General features: G+C 73.3%; 19 protein-coding genes. 12 read left to right on the top strand and 7 right to left on the bottom strand.

From position 1 onward, the window contains the following. Positions 1-323 precede the first annotated feature (323 nt). The 3 genes from LX83_RS26650 (at position 324) to LX83_RS26640 (ending at position 4,682) form a co-directional block, all read left to right on the top strand. Complete coding sequence (locus LX83_RS26650) at positions 324-1,502, top strand: acetoin utilization protein AcuC (protein WP_253776173.1); 1,179 nt, start codon at positions 324-326, stop codon at positions 1,500-1,502. A gap of 109 nt (positions 1,503-1,611) precedes the next feature. Continuing rightward, positions 1,612-4,311, top strand: a complete 2,700-nt coding sequence (locus LX83_RS26645) for a bifunctional acetate--CoA ligase family protein/GNAT family N-acetyltransferase (protein WP_253776271.1) — start codon at positions 1,612-1,614, stop codon at positions 4,309-4,311. Positions 4,312-4,436: 125 nt separating this feature from the next. Continuing rightward, a complete protein-coding gene (locus LX83_RS26640; RefSeq protein WP_253776172.1) occupies positions 4,437-4,682 on the top strand; it encodes a hypothetical protein in 246 nt (81 codons plus the stop codon). A 15-nt stretch (positions 4,683-4,697) separates the two neighbouring features. On the opposite strand, the gene LX83_RS26635 is transcribed toward LX83_RS26640, so the two are convergent. Further along, a complete protein-coding gene (locus tag LX83_RS26635; RefSeq protein WP_253776169.1) occupies positions 4,698-5,165 on the bottom strand; it encodes a contact-dependent growth inhibition system immunity protein in 468 nt (155 codons plus the stop codon). 220 nt (positions 5,166-5,385) lie between these two features. Continuing rightward, positions 5,386-6,726 (bottom strand): YeeE/YedE family protein, encoded by a 1,341-nt coding sequence (locus tag LX83_RS26630; protein WP_253776167.1) that lies wholly within the window; start codon positions 6,724-6,726, stop codon positions 5,386-5,388. A gap of 270 nt (positions 6,727-6,996) precedes the next feature. Here LX83_RS26630 and LX83_RS26625 point away from each other — a divergent pair, with 270 nt between their 5' ends. Together LX83_RS26625 and LX83_RS26620 are read left to right on the top strand one after the other, a co-directional pair. After that, positions 6,997-10,869, top strand: coding sequence for an ABC transporter substrate-binding protein (locus tag LX83_RS26625; protein ID WP_253776165.1), 3,873 nt, complete (start codon positions 6,997-6,999; stop codon positions 10,867-10,869). Between the two features lie 264 nt (positions 10,870-11,133). After that, a complete protein-coding gene (locus LX83_RS26620; RefSeq protein ID WP_253776162.1) occupies positions 11,134-11,607 on the top strand; it encodes a carboxymuconolactone decarboxylase family protein in 474 nt (157 codons plus the stop codon). Here the strand turns inward: LX83_RS26620 and LX83_RS26615 are convergent. Then, entirely contained in the window at positions 11,583-12,167 is a 585-nt protein-coding gene (locus tag LX83_RS26615; protein WP_253776160.1) for a GNAT family N-acetyltransferase, read from the bottom strand. The two genes, LX83_RS26620 and LX83_RS26615, sit on opposite strands and share 25 nt — an antisense overlap. 248 nt (positions 12,168-12,415) lie before the next feature. Between LX83_RS26615 and LX83_RS26610 the strand changes: the two genes are divergently transcribed. Continuing rightward, on the top strand, positions 12,416-13,801 hold the full coding sequence (locus LX83_RS26610; protein WP_253776157.1) for a bifunctional glycosyltransferase family 2/GtrA family protein: 1,386 nt from the start codon (positions 12,416-12,418) through the stop codon (positions 13,799-13,801). Continuing rightward, positions 13,798-16,227 (top strand): glycosyltransferase family 39 protein, encoded by a 2,430-nt coding sequence (locus LX83_RS26605; protein ID WP_253776155.1) that lies wholly within the window; start codon positions 13,798-13,800, stop codon positions 16,225-16,227. Before LX83_RS26610 ends, LX83_RS26605 begins: the two co-directional genes overlap by 4 nt. Before the next feature lie 88 nt (positions 16,228-16,315). Here the strand turns inward: LX83_RS26605 and LX83_RS26600 are convergent, their stop codons facing one another. Further along, positions 16,316-17,545 carry a CU044_5270 family protein gene (locus LX83_RS26600; RefSeq protein WP_253776153.1) on the bottom strand — a complete coding sequence of 410 codons (1,230 nt, stop codon included), beginning with the start codon at positions 17,543-17,545 and terminating at the stop codon, positions 16,316-16,318. Next, a complete protein-coding gene (locus tag LX83_RS26595) occupies positions 17,538-18,143 on the bottom strand; it encodes an RNA polymerase sigma factor (protein ID WP_407649670.1) in 606 nt (201 codons plus the stop codon). The genes LX83_RS26600 and LX83_RS26595 overlap by 8 nt, the downstream gene beginning before the upstream one ends. A 145-nt stretch (positions 18,144-18,288) precedes the next feature. Between LX83_RS26595 and LX83_RS26590 the strand changes: the two genes are divergently transcribed. Both LX83_RS26590 and LX83_RS26585 read left to right on the top strand, forming a co-directional pair. Then, the gene (locus LX83_RS26590; protein WP_253776148.1) at positions 18,289-19,032 is read left to right on the top strand and encodes a response regulator transcription factor; all 744 of its coding nucleotides are present in this window, start codon (positions 18,289-18,291) and stop codon (positions 19,030-19,032) included. Then, entirely contained in the window at positions 19,032-20,585 is a 1,554-nt protein-coding gene (locus tag LX83_RS26585; protein ID WP_253776146.1) for a sensor histidine kinase, read from the top strand. The genes LX83_RS26590 and LX83_RS26585 overlap by 1 nt, the downstream gene beginning before the upstream one ends. Positions 20,586-20,601: 16 nt before the next feature. Here LX83_RS26585 and LX83_RS26580 read toward each other — a convergent pair whose 3' ends face one another. Together LX83_RS26580 and LX83_RS26575 are read right to left on the bottom strand one after the other, a co-directional pair. Beyond that, entirely contained in the window at positions 20,602-21,201 is a 600-nt protein-coding gene (locus LX83_RS26580) for a hypothetical protein (RefSeq protein ID WP_253776143.1), read from the bottom strand. Further along, positions 21,194-21,889 (bottom strand): hypothetical protein, encoded by a 696-nt coding sequence (locus tag LX83_RS26575; protein ID WP_253776140.1) that lies wholly within the window; start codon positions 21,887-21,889, stop codon positions 21,194-21,196. The genes LX83_RS26580 and LX83_RS26575 overlap by 8 nt, the downstream gene beginning before the upstream one ends. A 180-nt stretch (positions 21,890-22,069) precedes the next feature. Here LX83_RS26575 and add point away from each other — a divergent pair, with 180 nt between their 5' ends. From add to LX83_RS26560, 3 genes are read left to right on the top strand one after another with little or no spacing between them, the layout of a single operon-like run. After that, entirely contained in the window at positions 22,070-23,116 is a 1,047-nt protein-coding gene (gene add, locus LX83_RS26570) for an adenosine deaminase (protein WP_253776136.1), read from the top strand. Beyond that, on the top strand, positions 23,113-23,622 hold the full coding sequence (locus tag LX83_RS26565) for a cupin domain-containing protein (protein ID WP_253776133.1): 510 nt from the start codon (positions 23,113-23,115) through the stop codon (positions 23,620-23,622). The genes add and LX83_RS26565 overlap by 4 nt, the downstream gene beginning before the upstream one ends. Before the next feature lie 22 nt (positions 23,623-23,644). After that, the gene (locus LX83_RS26560) at positions 23,645-24,436 is read left to right on the top strand and encodes a GntR family transcriptional regulator (protein WP_253776131.1); all 792 of its coding nucleotides are present in this window, start codon (positions 23,645-23,647) and stop codon (positions 24,434-24,436) included. Positions 24,437-24,461: the final 25 nt, after the last annotated feature.

Below are 24,461 nucleotides of genomic sequence, written 5' to 3'. Positions count from 1 at the left end.
AGCCTTTCAACGTCGGTTCGGTTCCACGGAGGTGGTGCCCCGCCCGGAGAACTCGCGCTGGAGCCGATCAGCCGCGGGCCGTCACGATCGGGTGCCGACCACACGCGGCAGTGCGTGGCGTGCGAAGGTGTCTTCCCGTCGACGACAGGCCGTGGAACTGCGGACGAGGAATGCTAAACCGCCCGCATCACCCGTCGCGGTCACGGGCCGCCACCAACTCTGTCACGGCTGGGGGCGGAACCACCCCGGGTCGCGGACCCGGGCCGGCGCGAACACGATCGGTAACCGTGCCGGTGCGGGCGTTCGACCGGTAGGTTCGGCGCATGGCCGCACCGCCAGCAGCAGTGATCTGGGACGACGCCCTGCTCGCCTACGACCTGGGTGGCGACCACCCGTTCGATCCCGTGCGCATCGACCTGACCATGCGGCTGGCCCGCTCGCTCGGGGTGCTGGACGGCGTGCACCCGCTGTCGCCCACGGCCGCGCCCGACGCCGAGATCGAACGCGTGCACCGGCCCGAGTACCTGGCCGCGGTGCGCGCGGCGCCCACCGCCGGCTGGGACGTCGGGCACGGCCTCGGCACCATCGACAACCCGGTGTTCGACCGGATGCACGAGGCGGCGGCGCTGGTGGTGGGCGGCTCGCTGCTGGCGGCCGAGCGGATCGCCTCGGGCGCGGCCCGGCGGGCGATCAACATCTCCGGCGGGCTGCACCACGCCATGGCCGACCACGCGGCCGGGTTCTGCGTGTACAACGACTGCGCGATCGCCATCTCCTGGCTGCTCGACCACGGCGTGGACCGGGTGGCCTACGTCGACGTGGACGTGCACCACGGCGACGGCGTGCAGGCCGCCTTCTACGACGATCCCCGGGTGCTCACCATCTCGCTGCACCAGCACCCGCTCACCCTGTGGCCGGGCACGGGCTGGCCGACCGAGCTGGGCACCGGCGCGGCCGAGGGCACCGCGGTGAACGTGCCGCTGCCGCCGGGCACCACCGACCAGGGCTGGCTGCGCGCGTTCCACGCGGTGGTGCCCTCACTGCTGGCGGCGTTCCGCCCGCAGGTGCTGGTCACCCAGTGCGGCGCGGACACCCACCGGGAGGACCCGATGGCCGGGTTGGGCCTGTCCGTGGACGGGCACCTGGCCACCTACCGGGCCCTGCGCGAGCTGGCCGAGCAGCACGCGGACGGGCGCTGGCTGGTCCTGGGCGGTGGCGGCTACGAGCTGTTCCGCGTGGTGCCCCGGTCGTGGACGCACCTGCTGGCCACCGTGCTGGACCGGGACATCGACCCGAACACGCCGCTGCCCGCCAACTGGGTGGCGCACGCCGTGCGGCTGGCCGGCGACCGGCCGCTGCCCTCATCCATGACCGACGGCCGCGACCCCGGCCACCAGCCGTGGGACGGGGTGGCCGAGGAGCCGGTCGACATCGCGGTCCGGGACACCCGCAGGGCGGTCTTTCCCCTGCACGGCCTCGACCCGGACGATCCACGAGACTAGGGCCGGTAATCCCGGCGGCGCGCGCCGGGACCGGTGACGGGGTAGGGAGTGAGGCCTGGTGGGCGGTGACACCGACCGGCGGGACGCGCGGTCCCCGAGTGAGCAGGCCATCAGCGCCCCCGGTCACGCCCCGAACCCGTTCGACTACCCGGCGCACTGGGAAGCCGACGTGGTGCTCACCGACGGCGGCACCGTCCACCTGCGACCGATCACCCCGGACGACGCCGACCGGCTGGTGGCCTTCCACCGAGGGCTGTCCGAGCGCACCCGCTACTTCCGCTACTTCGGCCCCTACCCGCGCATCCCCCAGCGCGACCTGGACCGGTTCACCACCGTGGACCACCACGACCGGGTGGCCCTGGTCGCCATGCTGGGCGACGACATCATCGCCGTGGGCCGCTACGACCGGGTGGCCGACGCGTCCGCCGAGGTCGCCTTCGTCGTCGCCGACGCCCACCAGGGCCGCGGCCTCGGCTCGATCCTGCTGGAACACCTGGCAGCCGCCGCCAGGGAACGCGGGCTGCGCCGGTTCGTCGCCGAGGTGCTGGCCGAGAACGGGCAGATGGTGCGGGTGTTCCGGGACGCCGGCTACCAGATCCGGCGGGAGTTCGAGGAGAGCGTGCTGCACCTGGAGTTCGCCATCGACCCCACCGAGGAGTCGGTGGCGGTGGCCCAGGCCCGCGAGCAGGCCGCTGAGGCGCGCAGCGTGGACAACCTGCTGCACCCCACCTCCATCGCGGTGATCGGCGCGTCCACCGACCCCACCAAGATCGGCCACGCCGTGCTGACCCACCTGCTGGCCGCCGACTTCGCCGGCCCGGTCTACCCGGTCAACCCCGAGCACCGGTCGGTGCGCGGGGTGCGCGCCTACCCGTCGGTGCTGGACATCCCCGACGCGGTGGACCTCGCCGTGGTCACCGTGCCAGCGGCCAGCGTGGACGAGGTGATGGACGCCTGCCTGGCCAAGCAGGTCAAGGCGCTGGTCGTGGTCACCTCCGGGTTCGGCGAGACCGGCCCGGACGGGCGCAGCGCCGAGCGCCGGATGGTGGCCGAGGCCCGCGCCCACGGCATGCGCGTGGTCGGCCCGAACGCGCTGGGCGTGCTCAACACCGACCCGGCGGTGCGGCTCAACGCCACGCTCGCGCCCGCGCTGCCGGCCAGGGGCCGCACCGGGTTCTTCTGCCAGTCCGGCGCGCTGGGCACCGCGATCCTGGCCACCGCCGCCGCCCGCGGCCTCGGCCTGTCCACGTTCGTGTCCGCCGGCAACCGCGCCGACGTGTCCGGCAACGACCTGCTGCAGTACTGGGAGACCGACCCGGACACCGACGTGGTGCTGCTGTACCTGGAGTCGTTCGGCAACCCCCGCAAGTTCGCCCGGCTGGCCCGCCGGCTGGGCCGCAGCAAGCCGATCGTGGCGGTGAAGTCCGGCCGGCACGCCGTGCGCCCCGGGCTGGCCGCCACCTCGGTGCCGGTGGACGAGTCCAGTGTGCAGGCGCTGTTCGAGCAGGCCGGCGTGATCCGGGTGGAGTCGCTGGCGCAGCTGTTCGACACCGCCCTGGTGCTCGCCCACCAGCCGCTGCCGGCCGGGCCCCGGGTGGCGGTGGTCGGCAACTCCGCGGCCATCGGCGTGCTCGCCGCGGACACCGCGCTGGCCCAGGGCCTGGAGCTGGCCGGCGAACCCGTGGACGTGGGCTCCCAGGCCGGCCCCGAGGCGTTCGCCTCGGCTGTGCGGGACGCGCTGGGCCGGCCGGACGCGGACGCGCTGGTGGTGGTGTTCGTGCCGCCGCTGGCCGTGCCGGGCACCGCGTACGCGCGGGCGCTGCGCGAGGTGGTGGACGAGTCCGGGCCGGGCGCGGCCAAACCGATCGTGTCCACCTTCCTGGCGGTGGAGGGCGTGCCCGACGAGCTGGCCGTGCCCGGACCGGGCGGGGCGCCCGGCCGCGGCTCGATCCCGTCCTACCCCAGCCCGGAGCGCGCGGTGGCCGCGCTGGCCAGGGTCACCAACTACGCGCGCTGGCGGTCCGCGCCGCAGGGCAGCTTCGTCCGCCCCACCGGCATCGACCGCGCCACCGCACGCGCCGTCGTGGCCGCCGAACTGTCCACGGTGGACGATTCCGGGGAGCGGGAACTCACCGACGAGGTGATCGTGAGGCTGCTCGCCTGCTACGGCATCGAGCTGGTGCCGTTCCAGATCGTCTCCAGTGCCGACGCGGCCGTGGCCGCCGCCGAGGAACTCGGCTACCCGGTGGCGCTGAAGTCCACCAGCCGCCGGCTGCGCCACCGCACCGACCTGGTCGGCGTGCGACTGGACCTGGCCGGGCCGGACGCGGTCCGCTCCGCGCACGCCGCGCTGCGCGCCGTCTCCGGCGAGCCCACCGTCTACGTGCAGCGCATGGCACCCAAGGGGCTGTCCTGTGTGCTCGGCCTGCAGGACGACCCCTCGTTCGGCTCGCTGGTGTCCTTCGGACTGTCCGGGGTGGTCAGCGACCTGCTCGGGGACCGCGCCTACCGGGCGGTGCCGCTGACCGACGCCGACGCCGCCGCCCTGGTGCGCGCGCCCCGCGCCGCCCCGCTGCTGGCCGGCTACCGCGGCGGCGAGCCCGTTGACCTGGCCGCGTTGCAGGACCTGGTGCTGCGGCTGGCCGCGCTCGCCGAGGACGTGCCCGAGGTGCGCTCGCTGGCCCTGGAACCCGTGCTGGCCTCGGCCCAGGGCGCGTTCGTGACCAGCGCGCGGATCACCCTGGGCCCGCCACCCGACCGGCGCGACACCGGCCCCCGCCGGCTGCGCACCCTGGGCGTGCCGTGGTGACCCGCGACCGGGCAACCCGGGAAACGTTGCCCAGTCGCGGTTTTCGCGTCGGCCGCGGCGCCGGGTGCGGCAGCATGAACGCTGTCGGACAGCGCGTTGCGGGTTGGAAGGCGCGGGTGATCGGGATGACCGGCCCAGGCGAGGACAGGCCGCCGCGCAGTGGCGGCACCATCTCGAACACCGTGGCGTCGTGCTCGGGCACCACTGTGCAGGCGGGGCACATCAACGCCGTGCACGTCCACACCACCACCGTCCGGTCGCGCCCACTGCTGCCGATCGCCGGGGTGCTGGCGATCGCCGTCGGGCTGATGGCGTGGGCGATGACGGCCCGGGCCGAGCGGGAGATCCCGGATCGCGGCGGTTCGGGTTGAGCCTGGGCCAGTAGGTCAGCCCCGCCGCCCGCGACGCCTACGACCGCCGTCAGTGGCGCCGCGTCGTTGACTCCGCTGGTCGGTTGGCGCCTGCGCGCGGAACCGCTCGACGTCGGCCGGCAGCGGCCTCGGCGGATCGGGCAGCAGGTCGAGCACGGCGTGGACCTGGTGGGCCAGCGCGGGATTGGCGGCCCAGAACTCGGCGTTGACCCGCAGCACCGCCCCGAGCAGGTCCCCGGGGTAGAAGTCGCCCTGCGCGAGCGGGTCGCGCCGCAGCTGTTGCAGTGCCAGCGGCACCAACCACGGTAAGCCGACCTGTTGACCGATGAGTATTCGGAAGTCCTCAGTGGACACCTCGCCGACCGGCTTGCGGCGGAGTTGGAGCACGGTGGTGATCAGGTAGGTGGAGTCGGCCGGTGGGTCACCCCACCGCTGTCCGTCGAGTTCCTCAAGAGAGCGGTTCAGGTATGCGGGCCGTTTCATCTGCCCATGATCGCTACCGCTCGCCGGCGTCCCGTCACCGCGTGGGCTTTGGGACGCCGGCACCCCCCGGCGGAGCATCCTCCCCCTGCGCAGCGACTCGGTCTCGTTGCCGTGCGTCAAGTGTGGCCCTGCTCGACCGGGTTGTCGTTGACGGTGTGCGCCCTGTTGTTGTCGCAGCGCGCCCAGTTGGCGGCCGGGTGGGTGGTGGTCGGGCGGCCGGTCAGCAGACCGAGTCGGACGGCTTGGGCACGCCGAGGCCGAACAGCGGGCGCAGCTTCAGGCCGATCCAGGTGCCGGCCAGTGCCATCGCGCCCCAGATCCAGCCGTGCAGGGAGAACGAGGCGATGCCGCTGAAGTAGGCGCCGATGTTGCAGCCGTAGGCCAGCCGCGCGCCGTAGCCCATCAGCAGGCCGCCGAGCACCGCGGCCAGCACGGTGCGTGCCGGCAGTCGCTTGGCCAGGACGAACACACCGGACGAGGCCGAGGCGACCAGTGCGCCGACCACGATCCCCAGGTCCAGCACGGACGTGGAGTCGGCGAGCACGGGCTTGGCCAGGCTGGCGGCGTTGGCGCCCTGCCAGTAGGTCCACGAGGCCACGTCCACGCCCAGCGCCTGCAACGCCTTGCTGCCCCACAGCACGAAGGCCGAGGTGATGCCCCACGGGGTGCCGCGCACCAGCAGCACCAGCGCGTTCAGCCCGGCCAGCACCAGCGCGCCGACCCACAGCGGCCACGACCCGCGCAGCACCCGCAGCGCGCCGCGCGCCGTGGGCGGGCGACCGGCCGGGGGTGGGGTGCGGCGCCGGCTCACCCGGACCGCGATCCAGGCCAGCGCGCCGAACACGGCCAGTTGCAGCACGAGCGCGCCGCCGTAGCCCAGGCCGGTGGACGTCGCGAGGGACACCGGCCCCCAGGTGAGCGCGTCCGAGGTCCAGAAGCCCCAGTGGGCCGCGCCGAGCACGGACCCGGCGATGAAGAAGAACAGCGTCACCAGCATCAGGGTGCTGCCGCCGCCCAGCGCGAACAGGGTGCCCGATGCGCACGCCCCGCCCAGCTGCATGCCGATGCCGAACAGCAGCGCGCCCACCAGCAGGCCGACGCCGATCGGGCTGACGCTGGCCCTGGGCGTGGTGTCGAACAGGCCGGCCCCGCCGGCCAGGATCGGGGCGAACAGCACCGAGGCCACGCCGAGCATCAGCAGGTGCGCGCGCAGGCCCGAGGTCTGGCCGACCGACACCAGCTGCCGCCAGGCCGAGGTGAAGCCGAACCGGGAGTGGAACAGCGCCAGCCCCAGGGCCAGGCCGAGACCGGTCAGCACGCCGAGCTGGGCGCCGGCGACCGCGACCACGGCGACCACCAGTGCCACGCCGACCAGCACGGCGATTGCGAGCACCAGCCACTGCGGTCTGCCCAGCGGGGTGGCGGGCGGGGTGCGCCGGGTGGTGGCGCGGGGTGTGTCGCCGTTGGCGGCGGCGGTGCTGGACGCGCCTGGGCTGGACGCGCCTGGGCTGGACGCGCCTGGGCTGGACGCGCCCGGGCTGGACGTGCGGGTGCTGGACATGGTGGTGCTGGCTACCTTCCGTGACGTGGACGACCGTGCGTCCGGTCCGGTCAACGCGCTCGCGCGCGTGGTTCCACGGTAGGTCGGCTGCCCGGGTGCTGGTCCAGGCCGCCCACATGATGGGAGTCCGCAGGTTGTCAGGTGGGGGTACACCACCGCGATCAAGCCGTTAGGTGGTTTTGGCGGTTTCTCCATGCCCGGCGCGTACCGTGGTAATCACGCAGAGTAGTTGCTCTGGGTGGTGGGGGTCGAGTCGCGCACGGGGGGAACATGGCGTTGGAACCGGAGGTCGGCCTGGTCGGCCGGGACGAGATCGCGGCGCTGTTCGAGCTGCTGGTGCACCGGCGCCGCACGCCGCTGCCGGTGGTGGTGGCCTTCGGGGCGGGCGGCAGCGGCAAGACCACCCTGCTCGACCACGTGGAGCGGCGCTACCACGAGATGCCGGTCGCCAAGGTCAACCTGGACGAGAGCGGGTCCAAGTCGTGCCGGGACATCCTGGACGCGGTGGCCGGGCAGTTCCGCTCCTACTCCCACCCCCAGTTCGGCACCCTGCGGCTGCCCCGCTACACCCTGGCCAAGCGGGTGCTCGACGCGGCCGGCACCCCGGACGACCTGGACGACCCGCACAAGCGGGCCCGCGCGCTGATCGCCGGGCGGATGGTGGGGCTGCCCACCGTGGCCGAGGCGGTGTCGTCGGTGGCCGACGGGGTCGCGGCGCTGGCGCCGCCGGCCGCGCCGCCCGCGCTGATCGGCAAGCTGTTCAGCCGGGTGGTCGGCTGGATGGTGACGCTGGCCGCGCTGACCCCCACCCCGCTGCGCTGGCTGCTGGCCGGTCCCGCCCTGGCCGCGGCCCTGCGCTGGTACGAGACCACGGCCGGCGAGCAGCTGTTGCAGCCCAAGGGCACCCGGGTCGACTCGGTGCTGGTGCACATGTGGCACCTGCTGGGCAGCACCGAGCAGCGCGACGTGGAGCGGGTGGACCGGCTGCTGGTGTCGGCGTTCGTGGCCGACATCAGGGCGGCCTACCGGTGGCGGCGCTACCGCAAGGTCAACTGCCTGCTGCTGCTGGACGGCGCCGACCTGCTGGGCCGCGACGACTACCACATCTACCCGCCGGACCGGCCGGAGTGGGAGGTCCCGCCCACCGACTTCCTCGAACTGCTCGCCGAGGCCAAGCTGCGCTCCCCGGACGTGCCGCTGCTGGTCATCGCCACCAAACAGGGCCAGCCCGACATCGAGGAGATCCCGACGTCCACCGCTGCCGCCGGGCCCGAGCGCGGCGAGCCCACCCCGGACGACGCGGCCAGGGCGTGGTACGCCAACTGGCAGCAGCGGTTCCTGGCGGCCGGGCCCACCGCCTCGGTCGAGGCCGCGTACCTGCCGGTGCGGCTGCGGCCGTTCGACCTCAACCAGGTGCGGCGGTTCCTGGCCGAGTGGAACCAGCGCAGGGGCGGCACCGGCCAGGCCGAGATCGTGGTCAACGAGCTGTACGAGGTGACCAGGGGGCACCCGCTCGCGGTCCGGCTGACCGCGCAGAGCGTGGACAACGTGTACCGCAGGGACCGGCTGATCCCCTCGGTGCGGACGGTCTTCGACGAGCCGGCGCCGTACAACGAGCCGGGTGTGCGGCCGGGGGAGACCATCGGTGAGTTCCTGCTGTTCAAGTTCCTGCAACGGTTCCGGGGCGTGGGCGAGCGCGGGGTGGACGAGCACGGCGTGGCCGAGCGGACGCTGACCAGGGAACTGCTCGCGGTGCTGGCCGCGCCGCGCCGGCTGGACGTGGCCACCATCGAGGCACTGGTGCCGCAGGAACAGGCCACCAAGATCTGGGCGCGACTGTGCCGCTACAGCTTCGCCAGCCGGGTCGGCGACGGCAGCACCGTCGTGCTGCACCCGCTGCTGCGCGACCTGCTGGCCAAGCAGTTGCAGACGCGGCCGGCTGGCACCCGGCCGTCGTACCACGAGGTGCACACCCGGCTGCACCACTACTACGCCGAGCAGGGCCGCTTCGAGGACATGCTCTACCACGCCCTGGCCCTGGAGGAGGTGCAGGAGGTCGCCACCCGGCTCGCGCCGCGCATCGGGGCCGGCAAGACCGAGTGGGTGGAGACGCTGATCGCGATCACCGAGGCGCCCATGCCGCCGAAAACCCCGGCCGTGGCCGAGTCCCGGCTGGTCCACCTGCTCGGCCGGGTGGTGCGGCAGTCGACGACGAGGGCGAACGCCACGCACGTGGCCGCGCTGGTGCGCGCGCTGTGGTGGCTGCGGTCCTGCACCAGCGCGCGCCGCCGCACCCCCGCGCGCTACGACGACGTGGTGCGCGGCTTCCGGGAGCTGGGCGAGGAGGCCATCCCGGCGGTGACCGCGTGGCTGGGCGAGTACCGGCGGCTGCTGCACGCGGCCGAGGACAACACCCCGGCCGGGCCCGCGCCGCAGCTGCCCAAGTACTGCCGGGCCGGGGTCAGCCTGGCCTACCCGAGGGTGTGGCCGCGCCGCAACACCATCCGCAAGACCGCGGCCGGCCTGGTGGTCGTGCTGCTGGCCGGCTACGTGCTCGTCTACGCCAACCACACCAGCCAGCACTGCGACCGGTTCGGCGTGCTCAACGTCGGCGCGGTGGCCTCGACGCTGTGGGACGACAGCTTCACGCTGTCCAAAGTGGACCACGGCCAGTGCGTGGGGCTCGCCGACACCGGCGGTCTGTTCGCCTACGGCGAGACCAAGCTCTCCGGCGACGACTACGAGGTGGAGCAGCTGACCCGGCTGATCCAGGAGCAGAACGAGCAGGTGCTCGCCGAGCACAACTCCCCGGGCGGCCGGTCCTACGTGACCATCGTGGTGGCCACCATGCTCAGCTCGGCGGACGAACCGCCCAAGCGGGACCTGTCCGCCGGGGTGAACGAGCTGCGCGGCGCCTACCTGACCCAGCGCGACTGGAACCGCTTCGCCGGTCCGGACGGGGGATCCTCCAGCCTGCTGCCGCGCAACCCGCTGCTGCGGGTGATCCCGGCCAACTTCGGCGGCAACTCCGTGTACGCCGAGGAAACCGCCGCGCGCATCCAGGAGTTGGCCGAGCGCGACCCCACCGTGGTCGCGGTCACCGGCATGGGCCAGACCAGGGAGGAGACCCTGGTCGCCGCGGAACTGCTCGGCAAGCCCGAGGGGGAGTGGCAGGGCATCCCCGTGGTCGGCTCGGTCCCCTCCGGGACCGGGTTCACCGGCAAGCCCGCGTTCTTCCGGACCGCGCCGACCAACGAGCGGCAGACCCAGGTGGCCATCGAGTTCGCGTTGCGCGACCCCAGGTTCGCCAACCGCCGGCCGTACCTGTTCGCCGACCCGAGGGACAACTACAGCAGCGACCTGAAGATCAACTACGAGCGGGCCATCCAGGCCGCGCACTACGGCGGGAACAGTCCGCTCTCACCCGCGCAGAGCCGCGACTACGAGGCCGACACCAACAACACCGCCACCTCGCTGGGCCAGAACATCGCGCGGATGTGCCAGGACGCCGACGCCAACCGCGCCGACCCGCTGCTGATCTACACCGGACGCACCAACGAGGTGCCCACCCTGCTGGACGAGCTGAGCCGCAGCAGCTGCGGCCAGCGCACCCTGGTGCTCGGCGCGGACGACCTGTCCCAGTTGGAGACGGCCAACTACGCCGACCTGCGGTCGCGCGCCGAGTTCGTCGACGGGCGGCTGTTCTTCACCACCTTCGGCGCGGACCGGCAGGGCTGGCTGCGGATGCGACCGGACTCGCCGCTGCCGGCCGGGGTCGACCGCTACTTCAACGACTACGAGCAGATGCGCGCGGCCGGTGCGGGCAGGACGTTCCGCTCACCGTCCAACGGCCACATCATGCTGTCCTACGACGCGGTGTGGGTGGTGCTGGACGCGGTCAGCCGGGTGGAGGCGGTCAAGGGCGACATCCACGACCGCCGGCTGCTGCGCGACACCCTGCGCCAGACCACCGGGGACAACGCGTTCACCGGCGTGACCGGGCGCATCGACTTCGGCCCGCCCACCGCGCCGTACTCCGAGCAGCGCGGCGCCGACGCCCAGGAGAAGCTGGTCGTGGTGCAGAACGTGGTGGCCGACCAGGACGGGCTGCGCTCGGAGTACCAGTTCAGCGCGGGCCGGTGAGCCCACCGGTCGGGCCGGCACCGCCCGACCACCTGAGTCCGCAGTGGACGGCCGCGGTGGTGTCTGGCCGCGCGGCCGGGCCGGCAGCGCGCGCGGCAGGTGGGTGATCAGTCCGGCGTCGCCGGGATCGTGCGCGTGGAACTCGACAAAGCCCTGTCCGCTGCTTCAGCCCGGCCGGGGGAGACGCACGCCACATCGGGTCACATCGCCTCGGGCGGATTCGTCAGGGATGTGTAGGCAACGGCAACGGCAGAGGAGCCCGGCATGGAAGCTCGCGTGAACGTCTTCGGCAACCCGATCGGGGGCAAGTTCCTCAAGCACGTCATCTCGGCGGCCAGGGCGACCGAGGAGTCGACGCTGCCGGCCGCGACGCAGGAACTGGTGCGGCTGCGGGTCAGCCAGATCAACGGCTGCGGCTTCTGCGTCGACATGCACGGCAAGGACGCCGTGGCGGCCGGGGAGTCCTGGGAACGCCTCAACCTGGTGGCGGTCTGGCGGGAGGCCACGGTCTTCACCGAGGCCGAGCGCGCCGCGCTGGAGCTGGCCGAGGAGGGCACCCGCATCGCCGACGCGGCCGGTGGCGTCCCGGACGAGGTGTGGGCGAACGCCGCCAAGCACTACGACGAGGACCAGCTCGTCGCCCTGGTGTCACTGATCGCCATCATGAACACCTTCAACCGGGTGAACGTCATCATCCAGCAGCCGGCCGGTGACTACCAGCCCGGCCAGTTCGCCTGACGGGAGGTAGCTGGCCGAGATCCGGTGCCGCCGCACCCCTCGTCCGACCAGCGCACGGGTGTGGTGGCACCGGTCAGCCAGTCGCGTCGCAGCACGGCGTAGCCGACCCCGTCGTGCGGTGCGCCGTGCTGGTCGGGCCAGGCCTGCCGGTAGTGCGCCTCCTTGACGTATCCGTTGCGGCGCAACACCGCGCGCATGGCGTGGTTGTCGTGCCTGGTGGTCGCCTCGATCCGGTTGATCTCGGGCAACTCGGTGAACAGGTACCGGGTCAACCAGCGCACCGCGGCCGAGCCGATGCCGCGACCCCGCCACGCCCCCGCGACGCGCAGGTCGAACAGCGGTGTTCCGTCGTCCAGGTCGAACAACCGCACCACCCCAACGGGGTTTCCGGCTTCCCGCAACCAGAACGTCCGCGCGGACGGGCCGTCCCAGTGTCCTTCGGCGACCTGGCGGAGCACCCGGGGCCGCTGCACAACGGTGCTGTGAAAGGGCCACTGCTCGCCGGTCAGGAAACCAGCGAGCTGGTCGGCCTGTTCGCGGGTGAAGCGGATCGTTTCCACGGCGTGCAGCCAAGCAGCCGGCCGCGTCCGGCGTCATCCGATTAAGCCTGTTGCCGTCGAGGCCGGCGACGCCGGTCGCCGAGCCACCGCACCGGCCTGTCCACTGTGTCCGGTTCGATCGGCTGGTGCCCGGGTTCCCAGCGATCTTTGAGGTTGTGTTCAGGCTGCTCGCACATGCGCCCGGCATACCTGTGAGCAACGGGCCGCGACCGCGGCGTCGGTGAGCGAGCAGCGGACAGGTGATCGGGATGGGTGGTGCGGCAGCGCCGGAGCAGCCACGGGTTCCAGCCGAACAGGGCACGGGGCGGGCGCGGTCACCGGTGTGGACGGCAACGGTGGACGTGGTGATCCCCGTCCACAACGAGGAGCGCGCGCTGCCGGGGTGCCTGCGGGTGCTGCACGACTACCTCAGCCAGCGCTTCCCCCTGCACTGGACGATCACCGTGGTGGACAACGCCAGCACGGACGACACCAGGCGGGTCGCGGCCGAGGTGGCCGAGCAGCTCGACGGGGTGCGCGTGCTGCACCTGGACCGCAAGGGGCGGGGCCTGGCGCTGCGCACGGCGTGGTCGTGGAGCGACGCCGACGTCGTGGTGTACATGGACGTGGACCTGTCCACCGACCTGGACGCGCTGCTGCCACTGGTCGCGCCGCTGGTGAACGGGCACTCCGACATCGCCATCGGATCGCGGCTGGCCAGGGGAGCGCGCACGGTGCGCGGACCACGGCGGGAGGTGATCTCCCGCTGCTACAACGCGTTGATCCGGCTCACCCACGGCGCCGGCTTCTCCGACGCGCAGTGCGGGTTCAAGGCGGCGCGCACCGAGGTGATCCGGCCGCTGCTCGACCACGTGCGCGACGACGCGTGGTTCTTCGACACCGAACTGCTGCTGCTCGCCGAGCACAACGGACTGCGCGTGCACGAGGTGCCGGTGGACTGGGTGGAGGACGTGGACAGCCGGGTGCACGTGGCCAAGACGGCACTGGACGACATCCGCGGACTGGTCCGGGTGGCCAGGGCCAAGGCGACCGGCGCGGCCAGGGTGAGCGGCCTGCCGCACCGGCCCGAGCCCCGGCCGCTGCACCCGGACGCGGTGGTGGCCAGGCGCGACACCGGGCTGCTCTGGCAGCTGCTGTCCTTCGGTGTCATCGGCGCACTGTCCACAGTGGCCACCCTGGTGCTGTACGCGGTGCTGCGCACCTGGTGCGGCCCACTGCTGGCCAACCTGCTCGCGCTGACCGCGACCACGCTGCTCAACACCGAGGCCAACCGCAGGTTCACCTTCACCGGCGCGCGCGGCCCGTCCGGTCGGGTGCACCTGCAGGGCGCGGTGGTCTTCGCGCTCTACTACGCGCTCACCTCGGTGGCGCTGCTGGCGCTGCACCAGTTCGCGCCCACCGCCACCCGGGGCACCGAACTGGCGGTGCTGCTGGTCGCCTCGGTGCTGGGCACGGCAGGGCGGTTCCTGCTGCTGCGCACCTGGGTGTTCCGCGCGGACCGGAGGCCGGCGGCCCGTGCCGGGCAGATCGCGAGCAACCCGCCAGCGAGCAACCCACCCGCGGACAACCCGCCAGCGGACAACGGGTCCGCGAGCGACAGGTCCGCGGACAACGACGAGAAGGGAACGGAATGACTTCCGCCGCGCAGCGGACGGGGCCGGAACCCGCCAGCCCCACCCCGGAGCCGACGCCGGGCGCCCCGGACATCCCGGGCACTCCGGACACACCCGACGCGCCGTCCACAGTGGAGGGAGCTGGCCCTGGGCGGCGGCCGACCGGGCGGCGCTGGCAGCCCTGGGCGCTGGCCGCCACCTGCGTGCTGGCCGCCGTGCTCTACTGCTGGTCGCTCAGCTCGATCGGGTGGGCCAACACCTACTACACCGCGGCTGTGAAGTCGATGTCGCGCAGCCTCACCAACTTCCTGTTCGGCGCGTTCGACCCGGCCGGCGTGATCACCGTGGACAAGCCGCCGATGGCGCTGTGGCCGCAGGTGATCTCCACCTGGATCTTCGGCTACCACGGCTGGTCGGTGCTGCTGCCCCAGGCGGTCGAGGGTGTGGCCGCGGTGTTCCTGCTGCACCGCACGGTGCGCCGGTGGGCGGGCGAGCACGCCGCGCTGATCGCGGCCCTGGTGCTCGCGCTCACCCCGATCACGGTGGCCATCAACCGGGACAACAACCCGGACACCCTGCTGGTGCTGCTGCTGGTCGCCGCCGCCTACGCGTTCACCAGGTCGGTGGAACCGGCGGCCGGCGCGGGCAGTGCCACCCGCTGGCTGCTGCTCAGCGCGTTCTTCATCGGCTGCGGGTTCGTCACCAAGATGATGCAGGCGTGGATCGTGCTGCCGGTGTTCGCCCTGGCCTACGTCGTGGCCAGCCCCCGCCCGGTGCCGCGCCGGCTGGCCGACCTGGGTGGGGCCGCGGTGGTGGCGGGGGTGGCGTCACTGTGGTGGGTGGCGCTGGTCGACCTGTGGCCCTCGCCCAAGCCGTTCATCGGCGGCAGCACCGACGGCTCCGCCTGGGACCTGGTCATCGGCTACAACGGGTTGGGCCGGGTGTTCGGCCAGGGCGGCGGTGGCGGCGGCGGGACGCAGTTCTTCGGCGACGGCAGCGGACCGCCGCCGGGCGCGGGCCAGAACGAGCCGGGGATGATCGTGGCCGGTCCCGGCGGAGGCGGCGGCGGGTTCGGCGGTGAGTCCGGCATCGGCCGGATGTTCAACGACGTGGTGGGCGGCCAGATCAGCTGGCTGCTGCCGTTGGCGCTGCTGGTGCTGGTCGCGGTGACGGTGGCCGGCATGTTCCGCTGGCAGGAGCGGCTGCCCGCGGACCGGCCGCAGCGCGGCGGCTGGGTGCTGTGGGGCGGCTGGCTGCTGCTGACCGGCGCGGTGTTCAGCTTCGCCCAGGGCATCTTCCACCCCTACTACACGACGATGCTCGCACCGGCGATCGCGGCGCTGACCGGCGCCGGGCTGGTGCGGCTGTGGCGGGACTTCCGCGCGCCCACCGGGTACGGCTGGGTGGTGCTGCCGCTGGGGGTGGCGCTCACCGCGGCGTGGGCGTGGGTGCTGGTCTCCCGGGACACCTCCTGGCACGGCTGGCTGCGTTACGCCGTCGCGGTGATCGGCGTGCTCGCCGTGGCCGGGCTGCTGGTGGCCCGGCTCGGGCGGGCCCGGCTGGCCGGTGGCGGTCTGGCGCGGGCGGGCACGGTGCTGGGACTGGTCACCGCGCTGCTGGCGCCGGGCGTGTGGTCGACCGCGACCGCGCTGGGGGCCAGCGGCAACATGGGCGGCGCCAACCCGCTGGCCGGCCCGAACACCGGTCCGGGCGGGCAGGGCGGCCCGGGCGCGCGGGCCGGTGGCGCTCCCGGTGGCACCGGCTACGTGATGGACGGCGACGGCCGGCGCGACGGCGGCCGGGACAACCCGCCCGGCCAGCAGCAGAACGGCCAGCAGCAGAACAGCCAGGAGCAGCCGAGGCGGGTGATGATCGGTGGTGGCGGTGAGTCGAGCCTGACCGACGAGCAGCGCAAGATCCTCGACTACGTCACCAGGAACGCCGGCGACGCCGAGATCAAGCTGGCCATCGACAACGGGGCCGCGGGCGCGTCCGCGTGGATCATCAACACCGACGAGACCGTCATCGGCATGGGCGGGTTCAGCAGCCGGGACGAGGCACCCACCGTGGACCAGCTCGACCAGTGGGTCCGGGACGGTCGGCTGAAGTACGTGCTGGGCAGCGGCGGGCAGGACCAGCCGGGTCCCGGCGCCGGCACGCGGTCCGGTGAACCCGACCAGGGGCAGCCACCACAGGACGGCGGCCAGGCCAACGGGGCCAACCAGTCCACTCAGGACGGTCGGGCCGGGCAGGGCCGGGGCGCCGGTGGGGACACCGGGATGGCCGAGCAGCGCACCCAGTGGATCCAGCAGCACTGCACCGCGGTCGACCCGGCCGCCTACGGCGGCACGCCCGTCGACCAGCAGCGGCAACAGCAGTCCCAGGGCGGTCCGGTGCGGGTCGGCCCCGGCGGCGGCGTGCAGACGCTGTACGAGTGCCGGGCCTGACCACGGCTCGACCACTCGCGCGGGCAACCGACCGACGGTGTTCTGGTGGTGGGGCTTGTTGTCGCACCCACCACCAGAACGGTTCGGATCAGCTGGCGGGCTTGTCGCCGATGTGGTCGACCACCGCGGTGGTGATGGCGGAGTAGCTGATGAGTGAGCCCTTGGGGATGCCGGCGAAGAACGTGTCGGACACCTCGCGCTCCCCGATCAGCTCGCCGGTGCCGGGGTTCAGGATGATCTCCTGACGCTCGCCGCCCTCGGAGACGCCCAGTGCCACGCCCCGGTGGCCGTCGAGGTCGGCGGCGCCGTCGACGACGTCCAGCCCGGGCAGGTAGGTCAACGCCCGCAGCAGGTTCGCGCGGGCCGGGGCGGGCAGCAGACCGGTGCGCAACGCGTCCGCGGCGTAGACCAGGGCGTGCTTACCGCCACCGCTGTCCGCACGCAGCCGCTCGTACAACTGCTCGGGGTCGGTGGGCAGGCTGGCGACGAACTCCGGCCTGGGGAACTGCCAGTTGCCGTGCTCGGGGAGGTTCCCGCTGAACTCGCCCCCCTTGGCGCGCTGCTCCGGCCACGGCGACTCCTCGATCACCACCCCGGCCGCGCGGGCCTCGGCCTCGGTGCCCTTGACCCACTTGCGGTTGCCGGTCTCGCTGCGCCGTTGCAGCCACTCGCCGCTCGGGTCGGCGGGAATCCAGGTCTCGATCAGGTTCTCGTTGAGGAAGGAGAAGTTCTGGTTCTGCGCGCCCACGCCCTTCATCCACCAGGCATGGGTGGCCACGTAGCGGTACTGGCCGTCGGCCAGCACCGGGTCCTTGGCGCGCGCGGCGACATCGGCGGCGCTGGTCAACGCCTCCTGCGCCTGGGCGGTGGCGGAGCTGGAGGAGAACAACACCGTCTGGGCCAGCACACCCCCGGTCGTCAGCACCGCGACCGCGGCCGCCGCGGCCAGCCAGCGGCGCACCGGCCGCCGTCGACGTGCGCCCACCCCGGTCTCTACCACGCCGGTCCGCACCGTGCCCGTGTCTGCTGTGCCGGTCTCCACCGTGCTGCTTTCCTCCGGGCGGCTTTCCTCCGTACTGCTTTCCCCTGGGCCGCTTTCCGCTGGGCGGCTTTCTCCTGTGCTGTTCTTCCCAGTGCTGTCCGCCACCGTGCTCAGCAGCGGCTGGGGCTGGGCGTCCACCGCCGCCATCAGCTTCTCCCGCACCCCGGCCAGACCGCGTTGATCAGGCTTGATCTCCATGTACAGTCCGGTCAGCGCGTGGTCGAGTTCGTCCGCGGTCCACACGTGCCGCACCTCGGCCCGATCCCCCTCACGCATCGCCGTCCTCCATTCCGCTGGTCGTAACAGAGCTGTGTGACTGCAACCACCGGCGCACCCGGTGCAGTCGCGAGTGGACGGTGCCGACGGGGATGCCCAGGGCCTGGGCCACCTCCGTCGAACTCAGGTGACCCCAGGAGGTCAGCAGCAGCACGTCCCGGTCCCCGGGCTCCAGCGCGGCCAGCGCCCCGGCCAACTGCCTGACCCGCTGCTGCGCCGAGACCCGATCGGTCGTGCGTCCCTCGTGCGACTCCGTCTGCACCTGGTCCGCGCCCAGCAGTCGGGCCCTGGCCCGCCAGCCCCGAACCTCCTGCCGCACGTGCCGACGCAGCAGATTGCTGGCGATCCCGTACAGCCACGGCCGCACCCCGGCCCGGGTCGAGTCGTAGGTGTGCCGCTGCTGCAACGCCACCAGGAACGTCTCGGACACCAGGTCGTCGGCGACCTGGTCGCCGACCCGGCGAGCCAGGTAGCCGTGCAACGACGGCGCGTGCTCGTCGAAGAGCCGCCCGAACACCGACCTCGGATCCGGCCCCGACAGGTCCAGACCATCCACCGGGGGTGGGTGCGGGCTGGGCCTCGCTGATTTCGCGGTCATCCTCGTCACCCCTCTACTTGCCCGCGGCCCACCCCGCCCTTCACGCACGCCACCGTGTCCTGCGTCACCCGGTTCACCCACCGGTGTGCTGGTTCTCAGCGTCCTCCCAGCAAACTCCCAGGTTCGTCCGCCAGGCTCAGCAGCCGTGCCGGTCCCCACACCTCATTCCCCGGCCACCGTGCTGGTGGTCGACGACGAGCCGAACATCCTCGAACTGCTGTCCGCGGCGCTGCGGCTGAGCGGGTTCGACGTCCGCGCCGCGGCCACCGGGGCGGAGGCGCTGGCGCTGGCCAGGGCCGACCGCCCGGACATCGTGGTGCTGGACGTGATGCTGCCCGACTACGACGGCTTCGAGCTGGCCCGCGTGCTGCGCGCCAGCCACGGCCTGGTGCCGGTGCTGTTCCTCACCGCGCGGGACGCGGTCGAGGACCGCATCGCCGGCCTGACCGCGGGCGGCGACGACTACGTCACCAAACCGTTCAGCCTGGAGGAACTGGTGCTGCGGCTGCGCGCGATCCTGCGGCGCAGCCAGCCCGTGCTCGGTGGCCAGGCCGAGGACAGCGTGCTGCGCTACGCCGACCTGGAGCTGGACGAGGACGCCCACGAGGTGCGCCGCGCCGGCCGCGCCGTGCGGCTGTCCCCGACCGAGTTCAACCTGCTGCGCTACCTGCTGATCAACGCCGAGAAGGTGGTCAGCAAGCCGCAGATCCTGGACCGGGTGTGGAACTACGACTTCGGCGGGGACAGCCGGATCGTCGAGTCCTACATCAGCTACCTGCGCCGCAAGATCGACTGCGTGGCGCCACCGCTGATCCACACCGTGCGGGGCGTCGGCTACTCGCTGCGGATGCCCAGGGACGGCGCGGCGGACCGGCGCGGGCTGGGCTGATGCTGACCAGTGCGCAGGCCGTCGGGCCGTCGGTCAGCGGCGACCCGGACGCGCCGGAGACCGGCACCGCCCCGGCCGGGCCGGCCAGGGCCAAATGGACGCTGCGGGCCCGCCTGGTGGCCGCCCTGCTGGTGCTGGCCACCGGCGCGTTGACCGCGTTCACGCTGGCCAGCGGTCTGCTGATCCAGCGGTCGCTGATGAGCAGGGTGGACGCGCAGCTCACCCAGTTCGTCGACGACCTGAAGCGACCGAGGCCGGGGCCGGCGCTGCCCAGGGCCCCGGCCTCGGACATGCGCGGCGACAGCCTGCCCACCGAGTTCCGGGTGGTCGTGGTCAACCGCGACCGCATCCCGATCGGCTCGCTGGGCCGGGAGCAGGGCGAGATGGGCGGCCCTGATCTGTCCGCTGTGGACATCGGGGCGTTCCTGCGCGGCCCGGCCGACCCGGTCACCGTGGCCGACCAGGCGGGCGGTGCCTCCTGGCGGGTGGACGTGTTCTCCCTGCCGGACGGCAACGTGGCCGTGGTGGCGTTGTCGCTGGCCAACACCGAGGCCACGGTGCGCCAGCTGTTCGTCATCGAGGCCGGGGTCGGCGTGCTGGTGCTGGTGCTGCTCGGCGCGGTCGCCCACGGGCTGGTGCGGGTCGGCCTGCGCCCGTTGACCCGGATCGAGCACACCGCCGAGCAGATCGCCGCCGGGGAACTGGACCGCCGGGTGCCGGACACCGACCCGAGCACCGAGGCCGGCCGGCTGGGCGTGGCGCTGAACACCATGCTGGGTCGGTTGAGCACGGCACTGCGGGCGCGCCAGCGCTCCGAGGAACGGCTGCGCCGGTTCGTCGCGGACGCCTCGCACGAGCTGCGCACCCCGCTCACCTCGATCCGGGGCTTCGCCGAGCTGTACCGCAGGGGCGGCGCCCCGGACCGGGCGGACGTGGACCGGCTGCTCGGCCGGATCGAGAGCGAGGCCATGCGGATGAGCCGGCTGGTCGAGGACCTGCTGCTGCTGGCCAGGATGGACGAGGAGCGCGCGCTGGACCTGGTCGACCTCGACCTGACCACGCTGGCCGCCGAGGTGGTGCAGGACGCCCGGGTGCGCGAGCCCGACCGGGCGATCACCCTGGACGCCCAGCCCGAGCCGGTGCGGGTGATCGGCGACGAGTACCGGCTGCGGCAGGTGGTGACCAACCTGGTGAACAACGCGCTCACGCACACCCCGGCGGGCACGCCCGTGGCGGTGCGGGTGCGCGCCGGGCGCAGCGGCGCGGAGGCGGGCCGGGTGCTGGCGGCAGCGGGGGCGGTGCTGCCGCCAGCGGTGCCCGTCGGTGTGATCGAGGTGGGGGACCAGGGGCCGGGAGTGCCGGCCGACCAGGCGCCGCACGTGTTCGACCGGTTCTACCGGGCCGATCCGGCCCGCTCCCGGCAGCGCGGCGGCGCCGGCCTCGGCCTGGCGATCAGCGCGGCGATCCTGGAGGCGCACCGGGGCCGCATCGAGCTGCACGCGGCCGACGGCGGGACCGGCGCGGTCTTCCGGGTGCTGGTCCCGGTCACGTGAGTTCCGCCGTGCCGGGTCAGTGCGTGACGCCCAGCAGGCGCTGGAAGAACGTGCGGTAGTCCTGCAACACCAGGCGCAGGTCCTCGGTGCGCGCCTGGTCGGACTCCCGCCACTGGTCCTCCAGGGTGGACTTGTGCTTGGCGAAGGTCGCGGCCAGCGCCTGCATCACGTCGGCGACCAGCTCGTCGGCGTCCCGCACCGCGCGCTTCGGATCGTCCACGAAGGACGCCTGCAGCCGTTGCCAGCGGGAGCGGAACTTGTCCAGCTCGTCCTCGCCGAACAGGTTGGGGTTGGCCCGGTCGCGGCCGGTGTGCAGCGGGGTGGGGGTGGTGGCCGCGTCGTCGTTGAGCGCCATCCGGGGCGGGCCGGCGGCCTGACCGGTGGTGGGTCGGGCCAGCGCGGTGGTCGAGCCCGTGCCGGCCGGGCCCGCGGTGTTCGGGCCCGCGGTGTTCGGGCCCCTGGCGGTCGGGTCCTCGCCGGTCGGGCCGCCGACCGGGGTGTTGTGCACCGCGGGCTGCTCGGTGGTCAGCCGGGTGCCGTTGACCGCGGATTCGGTGGTGGCGTGGCGGGGCGCGTCCGTGCCGCCGCGCGGGTGGTTCGGCTGCATGTCAGGCATTCCTTCCTGCTCGCGCCCGGTCCGGGGACGGCCGGAGGTCGCCGCTGAAGCGCTCCCGGGTGGCCTGGGTCGGCACCGGGTGGCCGGGCAGTTGCCCGGCCGGCGGCTGCTGGTCGTGCCGCTGGTGGTCGTGCTGTTCACCGCCGGGTTGCTCGCTGGCGTCGAGCAGCTCGTCGAACAGCGCGCGGTAGTGCACCATCGCGGTGCGCAGGTCCTCTGTGGACGCGTTGCCCTGGCTGTGCCGCACGGTGATGTCGTGCGCGCTGCGGTAGCGGTCCAGCGTGTTGGCGTGCTCCACGGACAGGTAGGCCAGCCGCTGCTCGTAGCCGTGCACGGGGTAGCCGCGGTCGGCCAGCAGCGCGGTCAGCAGCCGGTCGGCCTCGGTCACCGCGTAGGCGGGCTGGTCGACGAACTGCTCCTGGGCCCGCATCCAGCTGCGCCGGTAGTTGTCCCTGGCCGAGGGCGACAGCGGGCGCAGGGTCAGCTCGGCGTGCCGGCGTTCCCGCTCGGCCAGCTCTTGTTCGGCGGCCCGGCGGTTCGGGCTGGTGCGCACGGTCCGGTCGTACTCCGGGCCGAACGTGGCGCGCAGGTGCCGTCGGCGCGCCAGCGGCCGGGCCAGCAGCGCGACCAGCGCGAGCACGACCAGCACCGCGACGACGACGACCAGGACGGTCGTGGCGACGTTCATCGCATGCTCCTGGAATCCTCGGGGAGATCCGGTTCCCACCGGGCATTTCCCCGTGCCGGCCCGGCAAAACATCGCGTTCGCGGGCTTGGGCTGGCCGCGCCACAGCCGGCTACGACTTTCGGCCCAGCCCGCGCGGTGTCACGGCTGTTCGGCCGCCAAGTTGTATGGTAGACAGTACAAGTGGTTGATCAGACGGACGACATCACGCCGTGGCTGGCCCGGCTGCCCAAGGTCGAGCTGCACCTGCACCTGGAGGGCTCGCTGCGCCCGGCCACCCTGTTCCAGCTGGCCCAGCGCAACGGTGTCGAGCTGGGCGCGGACTCGCCCGCGGCGCTGACCGCGCTGTACCAGTTCAACGACTTCAACGACTTCGTCAGGCTGTTCCTCGCCGGGCTCGCCACGCTGCGCACCGCCGAGGACTTCACCGACGCCACCGTCGCACTGGCCGCCGAACTGGCCGAGCAGAACGTGCGCTACGCCGAGGTCACCACCACCCCGGGCAACCACCACCGGCGCGGCATCGACATGGCCGAGTACCGGGACGGGCTCAACGAGGGCCGGCGCCGCGCCCGCGCCGAGCACGGCGTGGACCTGGCCTGGGTCTGCGACATCTCCCGGGAGAGCGAGGACCCGGGTTCGGAGTGGACGGTCGACTACCTGCTCGGGCCGACCGCGCCCGACGGCGTGGTCGGGCTCGGCCTCGGCGGGGTCGAGGACGGCTACCCGCCCGAGCTGTTCACCTCGTCGTTCGCCAGGGCCCGCGCGGCCGGGCTGGCCTCGCTGCCGCACGCCGGTGAGACCGTGGGCGCGGCCAGCGTGTGGGGCGCGCTGCGGGCGTTGCGCGCCAACCGGATCGGCCACGGCATCCGCAGCCTGGACGACCCCGCCCTGCTCGACCACCTGGTGGCGCACGACATCCCGTTGGAAGTGGCGCCCACCTCCAACGCCTGCCTCAAGCTGGTGCCCAGCGTGGCCGAACACCCCCTGGCCCACCTAGCCGACGCGGGCGTGCCGGTCACCCTCAACACCGACGACCCGGCCTACTTCCAGACCACGCTCACCACCGAACTGCTCGTCGCGCACCGGCTGCACGGCTTCACCACCGAGCGCCTGCTGGCCGCACAGCACACCGCGCTCGCCGCGTGCTACGCCGACCCGGCCACCAAGGCCCGCATCCGCGAGGAACTCACCGACTTCGCCGCGTCCACCTCGGCGGACCAGCCGTGACCCCCGAGGCCGAGGCGATCATCGCCGCACTGGGGCTGACGCCGCTGCCGGTTGAGGGCGGCCTGTTCCGGCAGACCTGGCGCAGCGACCAGAGTCCCACGCCGGCCGGCACCGCCACCTACGGCGCGCTCACCGCCGAGCCCGACTCGTTCTCCGCGCTGCACCGGCTGTCCGTTGACGAGGTCTGGCACTTCTACCTGGGCGACCCCATCGACCTCCTGCTGCTGCACCCCGGCGGCGGCCACAGCACCGTCCGACTCGGACCGGACGTGCTCGGCGGCCAGCACCCCCAGTTCGTGGTGCCGGCGGGGCACTGGATGGGCGCGGCCCTGGCCCCGGGCGGCAGCTTCGCGCTGTTCGGCAACACCATGGCGCCGGGATTCCACAGTGGACTTTTCGAGGGCGGCCAGCGGGACGCGCTGATCGCCGGCTGGCCCCAGGCCGCCGACCGGATCACCGCGCTGACCCGCCCCGACGCCGACACCACCATGCCACCCGGCCTGTGACCGTCAAGCCAGGAAGGACACCGTGGTCAGACCCCCAGGCCCGGACCGCCCGCTCTACGCGCGCATCGCGGCCGTGCTGAAGAGCCGCGTGCTCGCCGGCACCTACCCGCCGGGTAGCCGGCTGCCCGGCGAGGACGACCTGGCCGCCGTCATGGGCGTCAGCCGCAGCACCATCCGCCAGGCCATCGCCGACCTGCGCCGCGCCGGCTACGTCACCAGCCAGCGCGGCTCCGGCACGTACGTGGCCGCCGAACTGCCCGTCGAACCGCTGTCCCCGCGCTCCGGCCCGGTCTACACCGGATTCCTCGACGACCTGGACAACGAGGCCCACCACGTCCGGGAAACCCACCGCGACCGCCGCGACCTGGTCGCGGACCAGCGCCTGGCCGCGGACCTGCGCGTGCCCGAGGGCAGCCCGGTGGTGGCGTTCACCGCGGTCCGCGCCAGGCACGGCACCGTCTACGGCGTGGCCACCGACGTGCTGCCCGCGCACGTGGCCGCCGCCATCACCCCCGAGGTGCTGGACCGCAGCCCCACCACGCCCGACGCGTTGACCAACGCCGGCCACCGGGTGGTGGAGAGTCTGCAACGGGTGGAGCCCACCCTGCTGGACGCGGCCACCGCCGCCCGCTGCGGCGTCGCGCCGGGCGCGCCCGCGTTGCTGCTCACCGGCATCGCCTACGACCAGCACCACACCCCGGTCGACAGCTACACCCTGACCATCGTCGCCGGCTACGGCATCGGCCTGCACCTGACCCGCGCCAACCCGATCGCGGCCACGCACCCGCCAACTCCGCCCCCAGCCACGCCGTAGCGCTGCCACCCGCCCGGTGACTAGC

Origin of the sequence: Goodfellowiella coeruleoviolacea (assembly GCF_024171785.1) — a bacterium.
Lineage (GTDB): Bacteria > Actinomycetota > Actinomycetes > Mycobacteriales > Pseudonocardiaceae > Goodfellowiella > Goodfellowiella coeruleoviolacea.
This window is presented reverse-complemented; position numbering and strand designations above follow the sequence as displayed.